At 61.9% G+C, this 16,711-nt stretch carries 19 protein-coding genes; 6 read left to right on the top strand and 13 right to left on the bottom strand.

The annotated features are described in order from the left end of the window. Positions 1 to 26: 26 nt before the first annotated feature. The 7 genes from ACIP8I_RS04415 to ACIP8I_RS04445 form a co-directional block, all read right to left on the bottom strand. Positions 27 to 389: a Na+/H+ antiporter subunit G gene (locus ACIP8I_RS04415; RefSeq protein WP_007966916.1), complete on the bottom strand. Its 363-nt coding sequence runs from the start codon at positions 387 to 389 to the stop codon at positions 27 to 29. Then, positions 386 to 664 (bottom strand): K+/H+ antiporter subunit F, encoded by a 279-nt coding sequence (locus ACIP8I_RS04420; RefSeq protein ID WP_367084171.1) that lies wholly within the window; start codon positions 662 to 664, stop codon positions 386 to 388. Before ACIP8I_RS04420 ends, ACIP8I_RS04415 begins: the two co-directional genes overlap by 4 nt. Continuing rightward, the gene (locus ACIP8I_RS04425) at positions 661 to 1,149 is read right to left on the bottom strand and encodes a Na+/H+ antiporter subunit E (protein ID WP_007966918.1); all 489 of its coding nucleotides are present in this window, start codon (positions 1,147 to 1,149) and stop codon (positions 661 to 663) included. Before ACIP8I_RS04425 ends, ACIP8I_RS04420 begins: the two co-directional genes overlap by 4 nt. Then, positions 1,146 to 2,825 carry a monovalent cation/H+ antiporter subunit D gene (locus ACIP8I_RS04430; protein WP_400758975.1) on the bottom strand — a complete coding sequence of 560 codons (1,680 nt, stop codon included), beginning with the start codon at positions 2,823 to 2,825 and terminating at the stop codon, positions 1,146 to 1,148. Before ACIP8I_RS04430 ends, ACIP8I_RS04425 begins: the two co-directional genes overlap by 4 nt. Next, entirely contained in the window at positions 2,822 to 3,166 is a 345-nt protein-coding gene (locus ACIP8I_RS04435; RefSeq protein ID WP_003225953.1) for a Na+/H+ antiporter subunit C, read from the bottom strand. The genes ACIP8I_RS04430 and ACIP8I_RS04435 overlap by 4 nt, the downstream gene beginning before the upstream one ends. Then, the gene (locus ACIP8I_RS04440; protein ID WP_400758977.1) at positions 3,166 to 6,084 is read right to left on the bottom strand and encodes a monovalent cation/H+ antiporter subunit A; all 2,919 of its coding nucleotides are present in this window, start codon (positions 6,082 to 6,084) and stop codon (positions 3,166 to 3,168) included. The genes ACIP8I_RS04435 and ACIP8I_RS04440 overlap by 1 nt, the downstream gene beginning before the upstream one ends. 247 nt (positions 6,085 to 6,331) lie before the next feature. Continuing rightward, positions 6,332 to 7,267, bottom strand: a complete 936-nt coding sequence (locus tag ACIP8I_RS04445; protein WP_400758980.1) for a DMT family transporter — start codon at positions 7,265 to 7,267, stop codon at positions 6,332 to 6,334. 85 nt (positions 7,268 to 7,352) lie between these two features. On the opposite strand from ACIP8I_RS04445, the gene ACIP8I_RS04450 reads away from it, so the two are divergent. Both ACIP8I_RS04450 and ACIP8I_RS04455 read left to right on the top strand, forming a co-directional pair. Then, on the top strand, positions 7,353 to 7,916 hold the full coding sequence (locus ACIP8I_RS04450; RefSeq protein WP_367084175.1) for an XRE family transcriptional regulator: 564 nt from the start codon (positions 7,353 to 7,355) through the stop codon (positions 7,914 to 7,916). A 1-nt stretch (position 7,917) separates the two neighbouring features. Further along, positions 7,918 to 9,312 carry an FAD/NAD(P)-binding protein gene (locus ACIP8I_RS04455; protein ID WP_400758983.1) on the top strand — a complete coding sequence of 465 codons (1,395 nt, stop codon included), beginning with the start codon at positions 7,918 to 7,920 and terminating at the stop codon, positions 9,310 to 9,312. Between the two features lie 272 nt (positions 9,313 to 9,584). On the opposite strand, the gene ACIP8I_RS04460 is transcribed toward ACIP8I_RS04455, so the two are convergent. Together ACIP8I_RS04460 and ppnN are read right to left on the bottom strand one after the other, a co-directional pair. After that, positions 9,585 to 10,319 carry a substrate-binding periplasmic protein gene (locus ACIP8I_RS04460; protein WP_400758984.1) on the bottom strand — a complete coding sequence of 245 codons (735 nt, stop codon included), beginning with the start codon at positions 10,317 to 10,319 and terminating at the stop codon, positions 9,585 to 9,587. 250 nt (positions 10,320 to 10,569) lie between these two features. Next, a complete protein-coding gene (gene ppnN / locus ACIP8I_RS04465) occupies positions 10,570 to 11,943 on the bottom strand; it encodes a nucleotide 5'-monophosphate nucleosidase PpnN (RefSeq protein WP_027612974.1) in 1,374 nt (457 codons plus the stop codon). 223 nt (positions 11,944 to 12,166) lie between these two features. Here ppnN and ACIP8I_RS04470 point away from each other — a divergent pair, with 223 nt between their 5' ends. Then, positions 12,167 to 12,694 (top strand): DUF3087 domain-containing protein, encoded by a 528-nt coding sequence (locus ACIP8I_RS04470; protein WP_400758986.1) that lies wholly within the window; start codon positions 12,167 to 12,169, stop codon positions 12,692 to 12,694. Here ACIP8I_RS04470 and ACIP8I_RS04475 read toward each other — a convergent pair. Then, entirely contained in the window at positions 12,691 to 13,077 is a 387-nt protein-coding gene (locus ACIP8I_RS04475) for a DUF2784 domain-containing protein (RefSeq protein WP_400758987.1), read from the bottom strand. The genes ACIP8I_RS04470 and ACIP8I_RS04475 overlap by 4 nt on opposite strands. 152 nt (positions 13,078 to 13,229) lie before the next feature. Between ACIP8I_RS04475 and ACIP8I_RS04480 the strand changes: the two genes are divergently transcribed. From ACIP8I_RS04480 to ACIP8I_RS04490, 3 genes are all read left to right on the top strand, one after another. Further along, the gene (locus tag ACIP8I_RS04480; protein WP_400758989.1) at positions 13,230 to 13,928 is read left to right on the top strand and encodes an AzlC family ABC transporter permease; all 699 of its coding nucleotides are present in this window, start codon (positions 13,230 to 13,232) and stop codon (positions 13,926 to 13,928) included. Beyond that, positions 13,928 to 14,239 carry an AzlD domain-containing protein gene (locus ACIP8I_RS04485; protein ID WP_177325723.1) on the top strand — a complete coding sequence of 104 codons (312 nt, stop codon included), beginning with the start codon at positions 13,928 to 13,930 and terminating at the stop codon, positions 14,237 to 14,239. The genes ACIP8I_RS04480 and ACIP8I_RS04485 overlap by 1 nt, the downstream gene beginning before the upstream one ends. 62 nt (positions 14,240 to 14,301) lie before the next feature. Continuing rightward, the gene (locus ACIP8I_RS04490) at positions 14,302 to 14,445 is read left to right on the top strand and encodes a hypothetical protein (protein WP_177482421.1); all 144 of its coding nucleotides are present in this window, start codon (positions 14,302 to 14,304) and stop codon (positions 14,443 to 14,445) included. A gap of 45 nt (positions 14,446 to 14,490) precedes the next feature. On the opposite strand, the gene ACIP8I_RS04495 is transcribed toward ACIP8I_RS04490, so the two are convergent. The 3 genes from ACIP8I_RS04495 to ACIP8I_RS04505 form a co-directional block, all read right to left on the bottom strand. Beyond that, a complete protein-coding gene (locus tag ACIP8I_RS04495; protein WP_108591936.1) occupies positions 14,491 to 14,763 on the bottom strand; it encodes a hypothetical protein in 273 nt (90 codons plus the stop codon). A 371-nt stretch (positions 14,764 to 15,134) separates the two neighbouring features. Continuing rightward, positions 15,135 to 15,815, bottom strand: coding sequence for an SOS response-associated peptidase (locus ACIP8I_RS04500; RefSeq protein WP_400758992.1), 681 nt, complete (start codon positions 15,813 to 15,815; stop codon positions 15,135 to 15,137). 48 nt (positions 15,816 to 15,863) lie between these two features. Continuing rightward, positions 15,864 to 16,709 (bottom strand): ABC transporter permease, encoded by an 846-nt coding sequence (locus tag ACIP8I_RS04505; protein ID WP_400758995.1) that lies wholly within the window; start codon positions 16,707 to 16,709, stop codon positions 15,864 to 15,866. Positions 16,710 to 16,711: the final 2 nt, after the last annotated feature.

A 16,711-nucleotide genomic window follows, 5' to 3' on the forward strand; every position in this document is an offset into this window, starting at 1 on the left:
GGCGTCATTGCAGACAACATAAAACTTCAGCTACCGCTCTCGGTCCTGCGACTGCTCACCTCAGCCGGCACATCATCCCCGGCCATGCGCTTGCGGAATAGCGCTGCCCGCGCCAGCAGTAACGTGGTCACCGGTACGGTGATCGCCAACAGGATCGGAATCAGCCAGGCATGCATCACCGGCCCCGACTTGAGTGCCGAGAAACAGATGATCGACGCCAGTGCCACGCACCACGCGCCGATTGTCGAGGCCAGCGCCGGCGGGTGCATGCGCTGGAAGTAATCCTTCATGCGCAGCAATCCGGTCGCGCCAATCAGCGCAAACACCCCGCTGAGCACCAGAAGGATCGCCACCGGAATCTCCACCCACAGCGACAATTGCGCATTCATTCGATCACCTCGCCACGCAGCAGGAATTTCGCCAGGGCAAACGAGCCGACGAAGCCGAACAGCGCGATCAGCAGCGCCGCCTCGAAATAAGTGTCACTGGAATAACGAATGCCCAGGGTCAGCATCATCAGCATGGCGACGATGTACAGGTAATCCAGCGCCAGCACTCGATCCTGTGCCGACGGCCCCTTGAACAGGCGAATCAGGGTCAGGATCATTGCCAGCGAGAACAGGAACAGCGTCAGCAGAATCGCGTTCGACAGCAGCGGGCTCATTCGAAAATCTCCATCAACGGCTGCTCGTAGGCAGTCTTGAAGTGGTGGATGAAGTGCGCCTCGTCATCCAGATCCCAAACGTGCAGCAGCAGAATGCTGCGATCCAGCGCCAGCTCCGACCACACGGTGCCGGGCACCACGGTGCAGATCATCGCCAGCGCGGCCAGACCGTTGGCGTCGCGCAGGTCCAGCGGCACTTTGACGAAGCCTGAGCGCGGCGGCCGGCGACCGGCATTGAGCACGCCCCAGGCGACGATCAGATTGGACATCACCACATCACGGCCCACCATTACGAACAGGCGCAAAATCGTCAGCGGGCGGCGGATGCGCACCTGTTTCGGGCGCAGCTTGCGCATCATCAATGGTGCGGCGAAGCCGAGTATCGCGCCGAGCAGCAGGTTGCCCGGGCTGACGGACAGGTTCAGCGTCAGCCACAAAACCCACAACGCCAGTGACAGCAACGGTGCCGGAAACACGCGCTTCATGGCTGCACCTCCAGCATCGCCGCCTTGGCTTCAGGGCTTGGCACGGCGCGGGTGCCGAGCACCGCCATCACGTATTGCTGCGGGTTGTTCAGCGCGTCGGCGGTGGCCTGGGTGTAACGCAGCAGCGGTTCGGCCTTGAAGGTCAGCGCGATGCTCAGCCCCAGCAACAGGAAGATCGGCGCGCATTCAAGCTTGCGCAGCAGCGGCGACGGGCGTTCCTCGGGCGTCCAGAAACGCTGGACGCCCATGCGCGCAAATGCCATCAGCGAAGCCAGTCCGGAGAGGATCAGCAGCGTCAGCAGCGCCCAGGCCGCGTTGGAGATCGGCGCCTCGCCGCCCAGCCCCAGCGGATTAAGCAGCGCACCGATCAGGTTGAGCTTGCCGATGAATCCGGACAGCGGTGGCATGCCGATGATCAGCAGCGCACAGGCAATGAAGCTCAGGCCGAGAAACGCCATAGTCCACGGAATGACCTGACCGACCACGGCTTTCTGCTCGTCATCGAGGTTGATGCCTTTGGGCGGTTGCAGCGATTCCTGCGGACGCGGCAGCAACTCGCTTTCATCCTCCAGCGGGATTTCGTTGGCCGAACGCGAACGCTCGATCAACTCCGCCAGCAGGAACAGCGCACTCAGTGCCAGGGTCGAGCTGACCAGATAGAACAGCGCCGCGCCGATCAGGTTCGGCTGGGCGAAACCTACCGCCGACAACAGAATCCCAGCCGACACCAGAATACTCAGGCTGGCCATGCGCTCCAGGCGTTGCGCGGCGAGAATCGCCAGCGCCGCGCAGGCGATGGTCGCCATACCGCCGTAGATCAGCCAGTCGCCACCGAAGAACGCCGAAGCCCCGGCCTGCCCGGAGAACAGCAGCGTCCACAGACGCAGCAGGGTGTAGACGCCGACCTTGGTCATGATCGCGAACATCGCCGCCACCGGCGCGCTGGCCGAGGAGTAGGCCGGCACCAGCCAGAAGTTCAGCGGCCACATGCCGGCCTTCGCCAGAAACGCCACCGCAAGAATCCCCGCGCCAGCATGCAGCAAGCCACGGTCGGCTTCCGGCACCAGCGGAATCTTCAGCGCCAGATCAGCCATGTTCAGCGTGCCGGTGACGCCATAGATCAGCGCCGCGCCAATCAGGAACAGCGACGAGGCCAGCAGGTTGATCGAGATGTAATGCAGCCCCGACGATACCCGCGCCCGACCCGAACCGTGCAGCAACAGGCCATAAGAGGCGGCGAGCAGCACTTCGAAGAACACGAACAGGTTGAACAGGTCGGCGGTGAGGAACGCGCCATACAGGCCCATCAGCTGAATCTGGAACAACGCGTGGAAGCTCGATCCCGCGCCGTCCCAGCGCGCCATGGCGAACAGCAGGGCACTGACGCCGATGATCCCGGTCAACACCAGCATCAAGGCCGACAGGCGATCAACCACCAGCACGATGCCGAACGGCGCCTGCCAGTTGCCCGGCAGATACACGCCGATGGAACCGGGCACGCCGGTGGTTTGCGTCCACTGCAGCAGCATCACCGAAATGAACAGGCCGATGAGGCTGGAGAACAGATTGATTTTCGCCTTCAACGGTCGGTGCTTTTCGCCAAGCATCAGCATGATGGCGGCGGTCAGCAGCGGCAGCAGGATCGGTGCGGCGATCAGGTGAGTCATCGCCATCATTCCTTGGGCTCCCGGCCGTCGACGTGGTCGGTGCCGGTCAGGCCCCGCGACGCCAGCAGCACCACCAGGAACAGCGCAGTCATGGCGAAGCTGATGACGATCGCCGTCAGCACCAGTGCCTGCGGCAGCGGATCGGTGTAGTGCAGTAAATCCTGGGTCACGCCGTCCTTGATCACCGGCTCTTTACCGATGAACAGGCTGCCCATGCTGAAGATGAACAGGTTGACCGCGTAGGACAGCAGGCACAGGCCCATGACCACCTGGAACGTCCGTGGCCGCAGCACCAGCCACACGCCGGACGCGGCGAGCACGCCGATGGCGATTGCGATGACTTCTTCCATCAGACGGCTCCTTTGCTGGCGACGGCCTTGGGCAGTGACGCGGTCTTGTGACCCCGCACCGATTGGTGGGCGAGGGCGGTCAGGATCAGCAACGTCGAACCGACCACCACGGCGTACACGCCGATATCGAAGAACAGCGCGCTGGCGATATGGATCTCGCCCAGCAGCGGCAAGGCGAAATGCCAGGTGTGGGTGGTCAGGAACGGATAACCAACCGCCATCGCCCCAAGACCGGTGGCGGTGGCGAACAGCAGCCCGGTGCCCATCCAGCGCAACGGCCGCAGGCTCATTTGCGCCTCAACCCACTGCGTACCGGCGACCATGTATTGCAGGATGAACGCCACCGACATCACCAGTCCGGCGACGAAGCCGCCGCCCGGCTGGTTGTGACCGCGCATGAACAGGTAGCACGACACCACCAGCGCAATCGGCAGCAACAGGCGCACCAGCACTGCCGGCACCATCATGAAGCCGAGCGCGGTGTCGCTGGCGCTGCGCGGGTTGACCAGATCGGTGACCACGTCCGGTGCGAGCAGGCGTTGCTGAGCCGGCAGTTGCAGGCTTTCTTTCGGCGGGCGGAAGCGGCGCAGCAGGGCGAACACGGTCAGCGCCACGGCCACCAGCACGGTGATTTCACCAAGGGTGTCGAAGCCGCGGAAGTCCACCAGCATCACGTTGACCACGTTGCTGCCACCGCCCTCGGGCATGGCGCGACTGAGGTAGAACGAGGAAATGTCGTTGGGCGTCTGCCGCGTCAGCATCGCGTAGGACAACAGCGCCATGCCGGCACCGACGGCAATCGACAGCAGCAAGTCGCGCAAGCGGCGTACCCGGGCCTTGCGCAGGCTCGACGGCAGTGGCGAGACTTCTTCGATCCGCCGTGGCAGCCAGCGCAGGCCGAGCAGGATCAGCACCGTGGTCACCACTTCGACCGCCAGTTGCGTCAGGGCCAGATCCGGTGCCGAGAACCAGACGAAGGTCACGCAGGTCATCAGCCCGCAGACGCTGACCATGGTCAGGGCGGCGAGACGGTGATACTTGGCCTGCCAGGCGGCGCCGAGGGCGCAGGCGATTGCCAGCAGCCACAGGGTGACGAACACGATCGAACCCGGAATCTTCGGCCGGTCGCCCCAGCTCAGGCTGCTGTGCAACATCGGGATCAGGCCGGCGAGCACCGCCGCCAACACCATCAGGAACAGTTGCATCTGCAGGCGGCGGGTGCCGAGGCGGCGTTCGACCCGACGGGCCATGCGCATCATCAGCACCAGACTGCGCTCGAACAGGCGCTTGCCGTTGAAGCGGCCCACCAGCGGCGGGTATTTGAAGCGGCCCCGCTTGAGCTGATTGCGCAGCAGCAGATAGACCACGATGCCGCCGGACATGGCGATCAGGCTCATGATCATCGGCGCGTTCAGACCGTGCCAGATCGCCAGGCTATATTCGGGCAAGGTTCCGCCCACCACCGGCAGCGCGGCGGCCGCGAGCAGCGGACCGACCACTTGGGCCGGGAAGATCCCGACGACCAGGCAGGTGAACACCAGCAGCTCGACCGGCGCACGCATCCAGCGCGGTGGTTCGTGCGGGGTGTGCGGCAGATCGGTGGCGGTCGGGCCGAAGAACACGTCGACGGTGAAGCGCAGCGAGTAGGCGACGCTGAAGGTCCCGGCGATGGTCGCGACAATCGGCAACGCCGCTTCAACCCACGCGGTGGCGTTGATGAACACGGTTTCGGCGAAAAACATTTCTTTCGACAGGAAGCCGTTGAGCAACGGCACGCCAGCCATCGACGCACTGGCAACCATCGCCAATGTGGCGGTGAACGGAATCAGTTTGATCAGGCCGCTGAGCTTGCGGATGTCGCGGGTGCCGCTTTCGTGGTCGATGATCCCGGCGGCCATGAACAGCGAAGCCTTGAAGGTCGCATGATTGAGGATGTGGAACACCGCCGCGACCGCCGCCAGCGGGCTGTTCAGGCCCAGCAGCAAGGTGATCAAGCCCAGATGGCTGATGGTCGAGTAGGCCAGCAGGCCCTTGAGGTCGTTCTGGAACATTGCGCAATAGGCGCCGAGCAACAACGTACACGCACCGGCGCCGCTGACGATGTAGAACCATTCTTCACTGCCGGACAATGACGGCCACAGACGCGCAAGCAGAAACACTCCAGCCTTGACCATGGTCGCCGAGTGCAGATAAGCCGAAACCGGAGTGGGCGCCGCCATGGCGTGCGGCAGCCAGAAATGGAAGGGGAACTGCGCGCTTTTGCTGAGGGCGCCGATGAGGATGAGGGGGAGCAGGATAGGGTAGAGGGCATGTGCGCGAATCTGATCGCCGGCGGCCAGGACCTTGTCCAGGTCATAGCTGCCGACGACATGGCCGAGGATCATGACCCCCGCCAGCAGGCATAGTCCCCCGGCACCGGTGACCATCAGCGCCATATAGGCGCCACGCCGGGCATCGGCGCGGTGGTGCCAGTAGCCGATCAGCAGGAACGAGAAGAGGCTGGTCAGCTCCCAGAAGAACACGATCTGGATCAGGTTGCCGGAGATCACCAGCCCGAGCATGGCGCCCATGAACGCCAGGAAAAAGGCGAAGAAGCGCGGCACCGGATCGTCCGGCGACATGTAATAACGCGCATACAAAGAGACCAGCGCGCCGATGCCCAGCACCAGCAGCGAGAACAGCCAGGCGAAGCCGTCCATGCGCAGGACGAAGTTCAAACCGAGGCTGGGCAGCCACATGAATTCTTCGCGGATCACCCCGCCGTGGGCGATTTGCGGGTACAACAGCGCGACCTGCACGGTGCCGATCAGAGCGACCAGACCTGCCAACAGGGATTCGGTATTACGCGCGTTGTGTGGCAGCACCGCTGCCAGACAGCTGCCAATGAATGGCAGAAGCAGTAGAACTATCAGGGACATAGGCTTCTAATCTGCGGAAGTTTGTGAAGCATCATACGTGCCAGCTCCCTGATTACCAAACGCCAGGATGTCTCAGAATCCTACAAAGTAGTCTGGAATTTTCTGTTTGGCATTGTTTCAGGTAGATGGATGTTGCCTGGGATGGCCTCATCGCGAGCAGGCTCACTCCTACAGGGGAAACGTATTTCAATTGTAGGAGTGAGCCTGCTCGCGATGGCTATGGTTCAGGCTCTCGAGATATTGCGGATTAACCTTGGGTCTCCCGCTCCAGCTCAGCGTCCACTTCGTCAACCTTACCCTTGGTCTTCAACTCGCTGACAATCACCGCCGCCACAATCAACCCGGCGCCAACCAAGGCAATCGCCGGCAGACGCTCCCCGGCAATCCGCCCGACGATGCCGGCCCAGACCGGTTCACCGGCATAGATCAAGGTCGCGCGGGTCGGCGAAACGCTTTTCTGCGCCCAATTCATCGCCACCTGAATCGCCGCACTCGCCGCGCCGAGGCCCAGAGCAGTCACCAGCAAGGTCCAGGAAAAATCCGGGAGTGCTTCACCTGTCGGCACCACCAGCAGGAACGACAGCACCGAGGTCGCCGCCAGTTGCACCACGGTCACCCGACGCACATCGACCTGACCGGCGTAGGTGCTGATCAGAATGATCTCGCCGGCAATCGCGATGGCGCTGATCAGCGTGGCGATTTCTCCGGGGCTGAAATTCAGCGAAGCCCCGGAAGGCCCGGACAACAGCATCAACCCGGTAAACGCCAGCATGATGCCGATGCTTGGCATCAACCCCGGACGACGGCCCAGCACCAGCCATTGCAGCAACGGCACGAAGGGCACGTACAGCGCGGTGATGAATGCCGACTGGCTGCTCGGGATCGTTTGCAGGCCCACCGTCTGCAGGCCGTAACCGAGCATGATTGCCACACCGATGAAGGATCCGGCCTTGAGTTCAAATAACGTGAGTTCACGCAAGTGACGCCAGGAGAACAGCGCGACGATGCACGCCGCAGCGGCAAAGCGCAGGCCGACAAAAAACATCGGGCCGCTGACGGTCATCGCGTGTTGCACCAGCAGGAACGTGCCGCCCCAGACCATGGTGATCAGCACCAGCACGCACTCGGCCTTGCTGAAGCGGGAAAAGCGGAGAGAGGTGGAAGATTCGTTCACTGACGTCATGACCTTGCGCACTATAAAAGGCAGGACGCACAATGCGCCCAACGTTGCGCAGTATACTGCCCAACCCCACCGAGTGAGCAATATAGTGCACAAAGATTCCAGCCAACGGGCGTCCGTCCTGCAACACGTCAGCCACAACGTCCGGCGCCTGCGCCACGCTGCCGACATGAGCCAGACCGCGCTGGCGGAAAAGTCCGGCGTCAGTCGGCGCATGCTGGTGGCGATCGAGGCTGGGGAAAAGAATGTCAGCCTGACCACCCTTGATCGCGTTGCCGAAGCGCTCGACGTGGCCTTCAGCGACCTGATCCAGGCCCCCGACGCACGCGATACCAGCCGCATCAACGAGGTGGCCTGGGCCGGCGTCATTCCGGGGAGTAAAGCGGTGCTGTTGTCCAAGGCCACCGCCACCCGCGAGGTCGAGCAATGGGAATGGTGCCTGCAGCCGGGCGAAATCTATCCCTCACAACCGGATGCCGATGGCTGGAGTGAACAGATTTATGTGTTCGAAGGTTGCCTGACGCTGACGGTCGGCGATGTGACCAATACCATTTCCACTGGCGAGTTTTTCATGTTTGCCAGCAACCAGCCGCACGGCTATCGCAACGACGGAACGGTCGCGGTGCGGTTTGTGCGTAATGTGGTGATTTGAAATGAATCAGAACGCAGACATCCTGATCATCGGCGGTGGCCTCAGTGGCACGATGCTGGCCGTGCAATTGCTGCGACTGCCCGGCCAGCGCCGGATCCAGATCATCGAACCGCGCGCCGAGCTCGGTCGCGGTGAAGCCTACAGCGCCGTCGAGCTTGGCCACACGCTCAACGGCAATGCGGCGCGCATGAGTGTCGACCCGGACAACCCCGATGACCTGACGCAATGGCTGACCGCGCACATTGCCGCCGGTGGCTGGCCGGAATCTGCCGAGCAGAATGTGCCGGTCAGCGAACTGTTCCCGCCACGCGGGCTGTTCGGCGTGTATGTGCAGCAGCGTCTGGCCGAGGCGCGAATCGTCGGTGCGCAGCGGGGGTCGAGCGTCGAGCATATCTGCGCCGAAGTCGTCGATCTGCAAAGCGAGGCCGATTCGGTGCAACTGAGTTTGAGTAATGGGCAGACTCTGCGCGGTGCCTACGCCGTGCTCGCCACGGGCATGTTCCCCGCCGCCCGCACGCCGCAGAAAGAGTCCAGCGGCCTGAACGCCGCAGCGCTCGACCCGTGGGATGTCGCTGCCATGCGCCAGCTCGATCCGCAATCGACCGTGCTGATCATCGGCTCCGGCCTGACCATGGTCGATGCGGTGGTTTCGCTGGAGCAGGCAGGGCATCGCGGGGCGATCGAAGTGTTTTCCCGTCATGGGCTGTTGCCCCATGTGCGGCGCCAACCGCCGGCATGGGTGGATTTCCTCGCCGAGAATCAGAGCATCCGCACACCGCGACAATTGTTGCGCGAACTGCGCAGGCATTGCCGCGAGGCGATCGCTCAGGGCATCGATTGGCAAGCGCCGCTGGACACCGTGCGGGCGCATATCGGACGGTTGTGGAGTCAGGCGACTGACGTGCAGCGTCGACAATTCGTACGGCATGTGCGGCCGTGGTGGGAGAGTCACCATCACCGGTCGCCGCCGCTGAGTGCAGCATTGGTTGAGCGCTTGCACAACGAAGGACGGTTGCGGATTCAGGCGGCGTCGTTCAAAGGGCTTGAGCCGATGACGGGCGAGGGTGTGAGCATTCGAATTCGGCGTCGCGGCGAGGCGCAAACCTGTGTGGTGCAAGGTGCAGCGCTGATCAATTCCAGTGGCATCGAGTACGACTGGCGCCGCGTCGCGCGCCCGCTGCCGCAGCAGTTGCTGGCGCGTGGGCTGGTGCGTCCGGGGCCGTTGGCGCTGGGGATTGCGGCGGCGGTGGACGGTGCGGTGCTGGACGCTGAAGGGCAGGCCGGCAGCCGATTGTTCGCGATGGGGCCACCGCTGCGCGGGATGTGGTGGGAGAGCACGGCGGTGACCGATGTGGCGTTGCAGGCGAAGATGCTGGCGGCGCGTCTGCTTGATTGATGTTGTTGTGACTGGCCCCATCGCTGGCAAGCCAGCTCCCACAGGGTTTTGCATGGATCACAAAATCTGCGAACAACACAGAAAGCTGTGTTAGCTGGCAAGCCAGCCCCAATAGGGTTTTGCATGGATCACAAAATCTGTGAACAACACAGAAAACTGGGGTAGCTGGCAAGCCAGCTTCAATAGGGGTTTGCATGGATCACAAAATCCGTGAACAACACAAACCACTGTGGGAGCTGGCTTGCCAGCGATGGGGCCAGTTCAGCCAATGATTATCTCGGCAGTGCATTCATCAGCCAGCGCTGGCGAATCTGCTCCAGGCGCCCGTCGGCGCGCAAGGTTTCCAGCGCCTGTTGCCAGCGTTTGACCTGAACCGGATCGGTCTGCAGCGAAAAGGCGATGTAGGTGTCCTGTTTCATCAACGACATCTGATACTGCAAGCGTCCCGGTTCCATGCCCTGGGTGCGGGCCAGGGCGGCGGTGGACAGGGTGTCGGAGACCACGAAGTCGGTTCGGCCCAGACTGAACAGGCGCATCATCTGCTCAGGGGTTTCGACACCGTCGAGGTTTTTCAGGTTTTGCTGCTGAAGGTAGCTGTAGACCAGCCATTTGCGCGGCACGCTGATGCGCCCGGCCTGATCCGCCTCTTGCAGTGAGCGTACCGGTGGCTGGCTGTATGCATGGCCGTAGAGGGCGGTTTCGACTTCGATCAGCGGCCCGACCCATTGGTAACGATCATCGCGCTCGTCGGTGCGCAAAACCGTGAAAACGCCCGTATTCGGGGTCTCGCTGGCGGTGCGCAGGGCACGCAGCAACGGTACTTGTTGCAGCACGATCCGGTCACCGGTCTGTTCGGCCAGCGCGCGCACCACATCCACGCCATAACCCACCAGTTGATCGCCTTGTTGAAAATGCAGGGGCGGGTGATTGTCGGTGAGCAGTTGCAGGTCCGCCGCATTGGCCGCCAGGGCCAGGAGTGACAGCAGACACGCGGCAATCCGTTTCATGAATCGTCCCTGAAAAATTGAGCGCGAAGCTTAGTACGGGCCGGGGGTGGCTGTCGTGAGGAATGTGAGGGGCTTTTGTGTCAGAAACCAAGGCTGAACGGCAGCATCGGGTTGACCTCAAAACAATTGTGGGGGCGAGCCTGCTCGCGAAAGCGCAGTGTCAGTCAGCATTAATGTCACTGACCGAATGCCTTCGCGAGCAAGCTCGCTCCCACATTGGTTTGTGGTGTGGGGGGTGGTGGCTTGAGGGTTATGCCACTACGCGATAGCACGGCACATACGCCGCGCCGCCCGGCAGTTTCATCCGGTGCTGGGCGACGAAGGCTTTGAGCAGTGCGTCGAGCGGTTGCATGATCGCCGCGTCACCGCGGATCTGATACGGCCCGTGTTCTTCGATCAAACGGATGCCCTTGTCCTTGACGTTGCCGGCGACGATCCCGGAGAACGCGCGGCGCAGGTTGGCGGCCAGTTCGTGGGGCGGCTGGTCGCGGTGCAGTTTGAGGTTGGCCATGTTTTCGTGGGTCGGATCGAACGGGCGCTGGAAGCTTTCGTCGATCTTCAGCAGCCAGTTGAAGTGGAACGCGTCGTTACGCTCGCGGCGGAACTGCTTCACCGCTTTGAGGCCGGCAGTCATCTGCCGCGCGACTTCGGCCGGGTCGTCGATGATGATCTCGTAGTGCTGCTTCGCCGCATCGCCGAGGGTGGCGGTGACGAACGCGTCGAGTTGTTCCAGATACGGCGCGGCATGTTTCGGCCCGGTCAGGATCACCGGGAACGGCAGGCCGGCGTTGTCCGGGTGCATCAGGATGCCCAGCAGGTACAGGAATTCTTCGGCGGTACCGGCGCCACCCGGGAAGATGATGATGCCGTGGCCGACACGCACGAACGCTTCCAGACGTTTTTCGATGTCCGGCAGGATCACCAGTTCGTTGACGATCGGGTTCGGCGCTTCGGCGGCGATGATCCCCGGCTCGGTCAGGCCGAGGTAGCGCCCGCCATGGATGCGCTGCTTGGCGTGGGCGATGGTCGCGCCCTTCATCGGGCCTTTCATCACGCCGGGGCCGCAACCGGTGCAGATATCGAGGCTGCGCAGGCCCAGTTCGTGGCCGACTTTCTTGGTGTATTTGTATTCTTCGGTGTTGATCGAGTGGCCGCCCCAGCACACGACGATTTTCGGCTCCACACCCGGACGCAGGGTGCGCGCGTTGCGCAGCAGGTGGAAGACGTAGTCGCTGATGCCTTGCGAGGTGCTGAGGTCGATGCGTTGGCTGTCGAGTTCGTTTTCGGTGTAGACGATGTCACGCAGGGCGCTGAACAGCATCTCGCGGGTGCTGGCGATCATTTCGCCGTCGACGAAAGCGTCGGCCGGGGCGTTCAGCAGCTCGAGGCGCACGCCGCGATCCTGCTGGTGAATGCGGATTTCGAAGTCCTTGTAGGCTTCCAGAATGGTTTTCGCGTTGTCGACATGGGCGCCGGTATTGAGGATGGCCAGGGCGCACTGGCGGAACAGGGTGTAGGTGCTGCCGGATCCGGCTTCGCTCAGTTGCTGAACTTCACGTTGAGAAAGGGTTTCCAGGCTGCCTTTCGGGCTGACCGAGGCGTTGATTACGTGTCGTTGGGTCATGCAATGATCCTTAAAACGATGTCATTCCAATGGCAGGCAAATGGCATCCGAATAGTGTGTATCCATGAATGAAGATGGCACGATCTGCGCTGTACCGCCATGTCCCCGTTGGACGCTGAAGAGATGAAAAGGGCCCCCAGCATAGCTAAATCGCGGAGAGAGGCGATAATGCGCAGCGAGTTTTTTCCGTTGCCCTTTTTATCGCTCAAGGAAGTCATGCCTGATGTTCGAGATCCAGCCGATGGACCCAGCAACGTTTCGCCAGCAGACCCGCCGCAGCACGATCATCATCGCGGTGCTGTTCCTGGTGCTGGCGATGGCGCTTTCGACGGCGGCGGTGGCGCTGTTCGGCGAACCCGGCGGCGATAACCTGCGGTTCAATGTCGGCGGAGTGTTTGTCGCGTTTCTGCTGACGGCGGCGCTGATGCGCGGGCAGTTCTGGCAGCAGCCGTGGATGGCCCCGGCGGTTTACAGCTGGCGGCTCAAGCGCAGCCTGATGAGCGTGACCAACGTGATGCACCAAGTGACCGCAGCAGTCGAGCAGAACGATCCGACCGCGATGAAGGTGCTGCGTTTCTATCATCTGGGGCTGACCCAGATGCATGAACTGGACGGTAATTCCAGCGATCACGCGCAATTGCACCGTGAAGTCGAAGCGCACCGGGAGCGGATGCAGGCGCTCGGTCTGGACCTCGACCAGAAGCGCCTGGACCCCGCCTGGCTTCAAGCGTTGAAACCCGCCGCGCGTTAGAACGGGATACGGCTGGCGCGGCGCAGTTTCCACCGTCGCAGCAGGCGCCCGTAGACCAGCAGGTTGATCACCAGCACCACGCTGCCCAGCGCCAATTGAATTTGCGGCGTCAGCCCGGCGGGATAGATGATCGGCCAGATGTAGTGCTCGATAAAGCCGCCGGCGTATTCGGTCTGCCCGGCGGCGTGACGCATCAGGTTTTCCCAGTAAGTCAGCGGACAGGTCAGGTGCAACACCTCGACCGCCACGCCCCAGGCAGCCGCTGGCAAGTGCAGCCACATCAGGCGTGGCCACCTGAGTACCAGCAGCCCGCCGAACAGCACGAACAGAATGAATGACAGGTGGAACAGCACCAGCCCGTCGGCTGCGATTCGGTACAGCATGTCGTCTCCCTGACGCGGTTGTGAAGGCCTCCATGGTACGCCGACAGCAACGCCAGGGCGCGGTGATTTGGCGCAAGTGCGCAAGATTGTTCAAGCCACGAAGGGGCACTTGCTGGCAGAGTCTGCGACCGTTTCCTCGGTTGAAGAGCGTTATGTCTGACTCACTTATGCCGCGCCGTGCGTTTCTTCACGGTGCTGCGGCGATCATGCCGTTATCACTGGCGACGGCGCCGTGGGGGCTGCTGGCCGGCTCCATGGCGATCGAAGCCAACCTCACGCCGTTACAGGGGCAGGGCCTGTCGAGCATCGTGTTCGCAGGGGCCGCGCAACTGGTGGCGATCGGCATGCTCAAGGGCGGTGCCGGGATTTTCTCGATTCTGTTGACCACGCTGCTGCTGACTTCGCAGCACTTGTTGTACGGGATGAGCATGCGTTCAGTGATTTCACCGTTGCCCGGGCGCTGGCGTATCGGCCTGGGCTTTTTGCTCACCGATGAACTGTTCGCCCTGACCAGCCAGCATGATCGCCAGCAGTTCAATCGCTGGTACGCCTTGGGCGTCGGTCTGACGTTCTATATCGCCTGGAACCTGTTCACCTTGGCCGGCATCGTGCTGGGCAGCAGCATTCCGGGGCTTGAGCATCTGGGCCTGGATTTTTCGATTGCCGCGACGTTTATCGCGCTGATCACCCCGGTGGTGCGCAATGTGCCGACCGTGGTGTGTGTGGCGGTTTCGCTGTTCTGCTCGGTGCTGTTCAGTTATTGGCAGTGGGGCTCGGCGCTGGTGTTGTCAGGGCTGGCCGGGATGACCGCAGGATTTGTCTGCAACAAGCTGTATCGGGGGCGCACATGATGGTCTGGGCAGTGATTTTCGGCATGGGGCTTCTGGTGTTTCTCAACCGCTACGTGTTTCTCGAACCGCGCCTGCCGCTACGCTTGAGCAGCAACGCACGACAGTTTCTCGGTTTTGCCGTGCCGGGCATGTTGACCGCGATCTGCGGACCGATCGTGTTCATGCCGGATAAACAGCTGAATCTGCAGTGGGATAATCCGTACTTGCTGAGTTCGCTGGTGGCGATCGGCCTGGTGCTGTACACCCGCAATACCTTGCTCAGCATGCTCTTGAGCATGGCGTTTTTCTTTTTGTTGCGGTGGTGGCTGTAAGTTGCCGGGGAAAAACTGTTCTACGCTTGTTGGATGACTATTTTCGACAAGGCGAGGTGCACATGACGTCCGAGCAAAAGCGTCCCGATGAAGACGAAGAAGTAGACGAGCCCAGCGAAGAAGAAATCGAGCGCGAGAAACGCAAGGAGCAGACGTGGAAGCACGACGATGACAAGGAACTCACCGGGCCGGATGTGAAATTCTGATGGCGACATACAAAAAGCCCCGCGATTGCGGGGCTTTTTGTTGTTTCAGAGGTCTTCCAGCTGCGGGAAGTCCGGGTGTGACGCCCGATAGCCCAGGGTCCTGTCGATCCATGCATTGAGCTCGTTGACCATCACCGGCGGGTGGCCGGGATAGCTCTGGAGGGTGGTGCGCAGGATGCGTTCGATGTCTGGAACTGAACGCAGGTTTCGGGTCTTGATGTAGTGGCCGATAAAACAGTCGAGTTGAAAGCGTTCTGTCATGGACAGATAGATACACTCCAGGCCGTTGGCCTGTTTGATTGCAAAATCGTCGCGCAACTTAGTTCTCTGCAAGGCTTGTTAAAGTTGTAGGGGATTCCTGGTTTTGCTGACTCTTTGGTCAACTGGTATGCCAATTGGAAATGCGGCGCGCATGCTATCCGTAGCGCATCTAAATGTATGTATGACGGTTGAAATGTCAGACAGGCGGTTAGTTCGCTCAAACGACTGTTTTTTTCCGGTTGTCTCAACAATGAAACAGCACCTGTAAAGATCGAGTGTCACCTGTATTCACCTGAAATCACCTGTAGGAGCTGCCGAAGGCTCGGGCCGCGTTCGGACGATCTTTTGATCTTTTTTTGAAAGCAAAATCAAAAGATCGCAGCCTGCGGCAGCTCCTACAGGGGTTAACGGGTGAGGGCGCGGGATTTTTAGGTGATTGGCTCAATCAGCCCGGCGCCCTGATTGCGGGAGTTGCCGACGGCTTTGCCGACTTTGTGCCAGGTGAAGGCGACGCTGGGTTCCCCTTCGAACAGCAGCATCTGTTCGGCGCGCTCCGCAGGCGTTGCCGGATCAAGCCACTCGGCAGCCATGTCAGCGCGAAAAACCACGGGTCGGCGATCATGGATATCGAGCATGCCTCCGACGCTGTCGGCGGTGATGATCACGAATCCATCGTCCTCCCGAGCATCGCTGCCGGGTGTCGGAAGCTGCCCGATGGCCGCACAGAAAACCGGCCCGTGATCGGCCCGACGGATCAGCCACGGCTGGCGGGTTTTATCCGGGCCGTCGACCCATTCGAACCAGTTGTCGACCGGTACGATCAGCCGATGCCGCCAGATCGTCCGGAAGAATGGCCCATGCGCGACCTTTTCCACGCGGGCATTGATCGGCGCCGCGCGGTCCTTGGCCCAGTGCGGGCGCCAGCCCCAGCGCAGGTTGTCGGCATACAGGCGTTGATCATGTTGATGAAGGACCGCGAGTGACGTGGTGGGTGCTGCGTTGTAGCGTTCCAGCGTGGCGTCGCCGACGTGATTGATCAGCGCATCGGGAATGCTCAGCACCGCGACAAAGTCGTGAATGCCGCGGTACTGCGAGAGTCTTCCGCACATGCGCCGAATCTCTGGGTGGACGCTTTCAGCATAGTTGGTTCAGGCCAATCAATCCTGCGCCTCCTGACCGGTGAACGTGTCGCGCCAGGCCAGCCAGCGGCGCTCAAGTACCGCGAGCAAACCGTCGCTGAGTTTGCCGAGCACGGCGAGCACGATGATTGCCGCCAGCACGATGTCCGGGCGCGAGGTTTCGCGGCCGTCGCTGAGCAGATAACCCAGGCCCTTGGTCGCGGCGATCAGCTCGGCGGCCACCAGAAACATCCACGCCAGACTCATGCCGCTGCGTAACCCGGTGAACAGGCCGGGCAGGGCGGCGGGCAGTAGAATCCGCTGCACCAGTTGCCAGCGGCTGAAGCCATAGATGCGCCCGACCTCCACCAGTTTGCGGTCGATATTGCGTATCGCCGCGACCACATTGACGTAGACCGGGAAGAACGCGCCAATGGCGATCAGCACGATCTTCGAGGTTTCATCGATGCCCAGCCACAGCAGCAACAGCGGCACCCAGGCCAGACTCGGAATTGAGCGCAGGGCGGCGAACGTCGGCTCCAGATACGCCTCGGCCTCGCGGCTCAAACCGACCCAGGCAGCGAACACCAGCGCCAGGCTCGCGCCGATGGCAAATCCGAGCAACACCCGCAGCAGGCTGGCGCCGATGTGTTTCCACAGTGCGCCTTCGGCGAGGTCGGTGAGGGTCAGGGCGATCTCGCTCGGGGCGGGCATCTGATAGGACGGCAGCCAGCCGAGGCGCACGATGAACTCCAGGGCGACCACGATCAGCAGCGGCAGGGCCAGGCCTTTAAGGCGCCGTCGCCATGTCGGATTGAGGGTTGAAGGACGAGGTCTCGACACACTCTGGGGAAGTGCGGGCAAGTCATTACTGCGAATGGTCATGC

Source organism: Pseudomonas sp. NPDC088414 (assembly GCF_044753325.1).
Taxonomy (GTDB): Bacteria; Pseudomonadota; Gammaproteobacteria; order Pseudomonadales; family Pseudomonadaceae; genus Aquipseudomonas.

Coding starts and splice junctions, on each gene's coding strand:
- ACIP8I_RS04415 (WP_007966916.1), bottom strand. CDS start 389: ATGAATGCGCAATTGTCGCTGTGGGTGGAGATTCCGGTGGCGATCCTT.
- ACIP8I_RS04420 (WP_367084171.1), bottom strand. CDS start 664: ATGAGCCCGCTGCTGTCGAACGCGATTCTGCTGACGCTGTTCCTGTTC.
- ACIP8I_RS04425 (WP_007966918.1), bottom strand. CDS start 1,149: ATGAAGCGCGTGTTTCCGGCACCGTTGCTGTCACTGGCGTTGTGGGTT.
- ACIP8I_RS04430 (WP_400758975.1), bottom strand. CDS start 2,825: ATGATGGCGATGACTCACCTGATCGCCGCACCGATCCTGCTGCCGCTG.
- ACIP8I_RS04435 (WP_003225953.1), bottom strand. CDS start 3,166: ATGGAAGAAGTCATCGCAATCGCCATCGGCGTGCTCGCCGCGTCCGGC.
- ACIP8I_RS04440 (WP_400758977.1), bottom strand. CDS start 6,084: ATGTCCCTGATAGTTCTACTGCTTCTGCCATTCATTGGCAGCTGTCTG.
- ACIP8I_RS04445 (WP_400758980.1), bottom strand. CDS start 7,267: ATGACGTCAGTGAACGAATCTTCCACCTCTCTCCGCTTTTCCCGCTTC.
- ACIP8I_RS04455 (WP_400758983.1), top strand. CDS start 7,918: ATGAATCAGAACGCAGACATCCTGATCATCGGCGGTGGCCTCAGTGGC.
- ACIP8I_RS04460 (WP_400758984.1), bottom strand. CDS start 10,319: ATGAAACGGATTGCCGCGTGTCTGCTGTCACTCCTGGCCCTGGCGGCC.
- ppnN (WP_027612974.1), bottom strand. CDS start 11,943: ATGACCCAACGACACGTAATCAACGCCTCGGTCAGCCCGAAAGGCAGC.
- ACIP8I_RS04470 (WP_400758986.1), top strand. CDS start 12,167: ATGTTCGAGATCCAGCCGATGGACCCAGCAACGTTTCGCCAGCAGACC.
- ACIP8I_RS04475 (WP_400758987.1), bottom strand. CDS start 13,077: ATGCTGTACCGAATCGCAGCCGACGGGCTGGTGCTGTTCCACCTGTCA.
- ACIP8I_RS04480 (WP_400758989.1), top strand. CDS start 13,230: ATGTCTGACTCACTTATGCCGCGCCGTGCGTTTCTTCACGGTGCTGCG.
- ACIP8I_RS04485 (WP_177325723.1), top strand. CDS start 13,928: ATGGTCTGGGCAGTGATTTTCGGCATGGGGCTTCTGGTGTTTCTCAAC.
- ACIP8I_RS04490 (WP_177482421.1), top strand. CDS start 14,302: ATGACGTCCGAGCAAAAGCGTCCCGATGAAGACGAAGAAGTAGACGAG.
- ACIP8I_RS04500 (WP_400758992.1), bottom strand. CDS start 15,815: ATGTGCGGAAGACTCTCGCAGTACCGCGGCATTCACGACTTTGTCGCG.
- ACIP8I_RS04505 (WP_400758995.1), bottom strand. CDS start 16,709: ATGACCATTCGCAGTAATGACTTGCCCGCACTTCCCCAGAGTGTGTCG.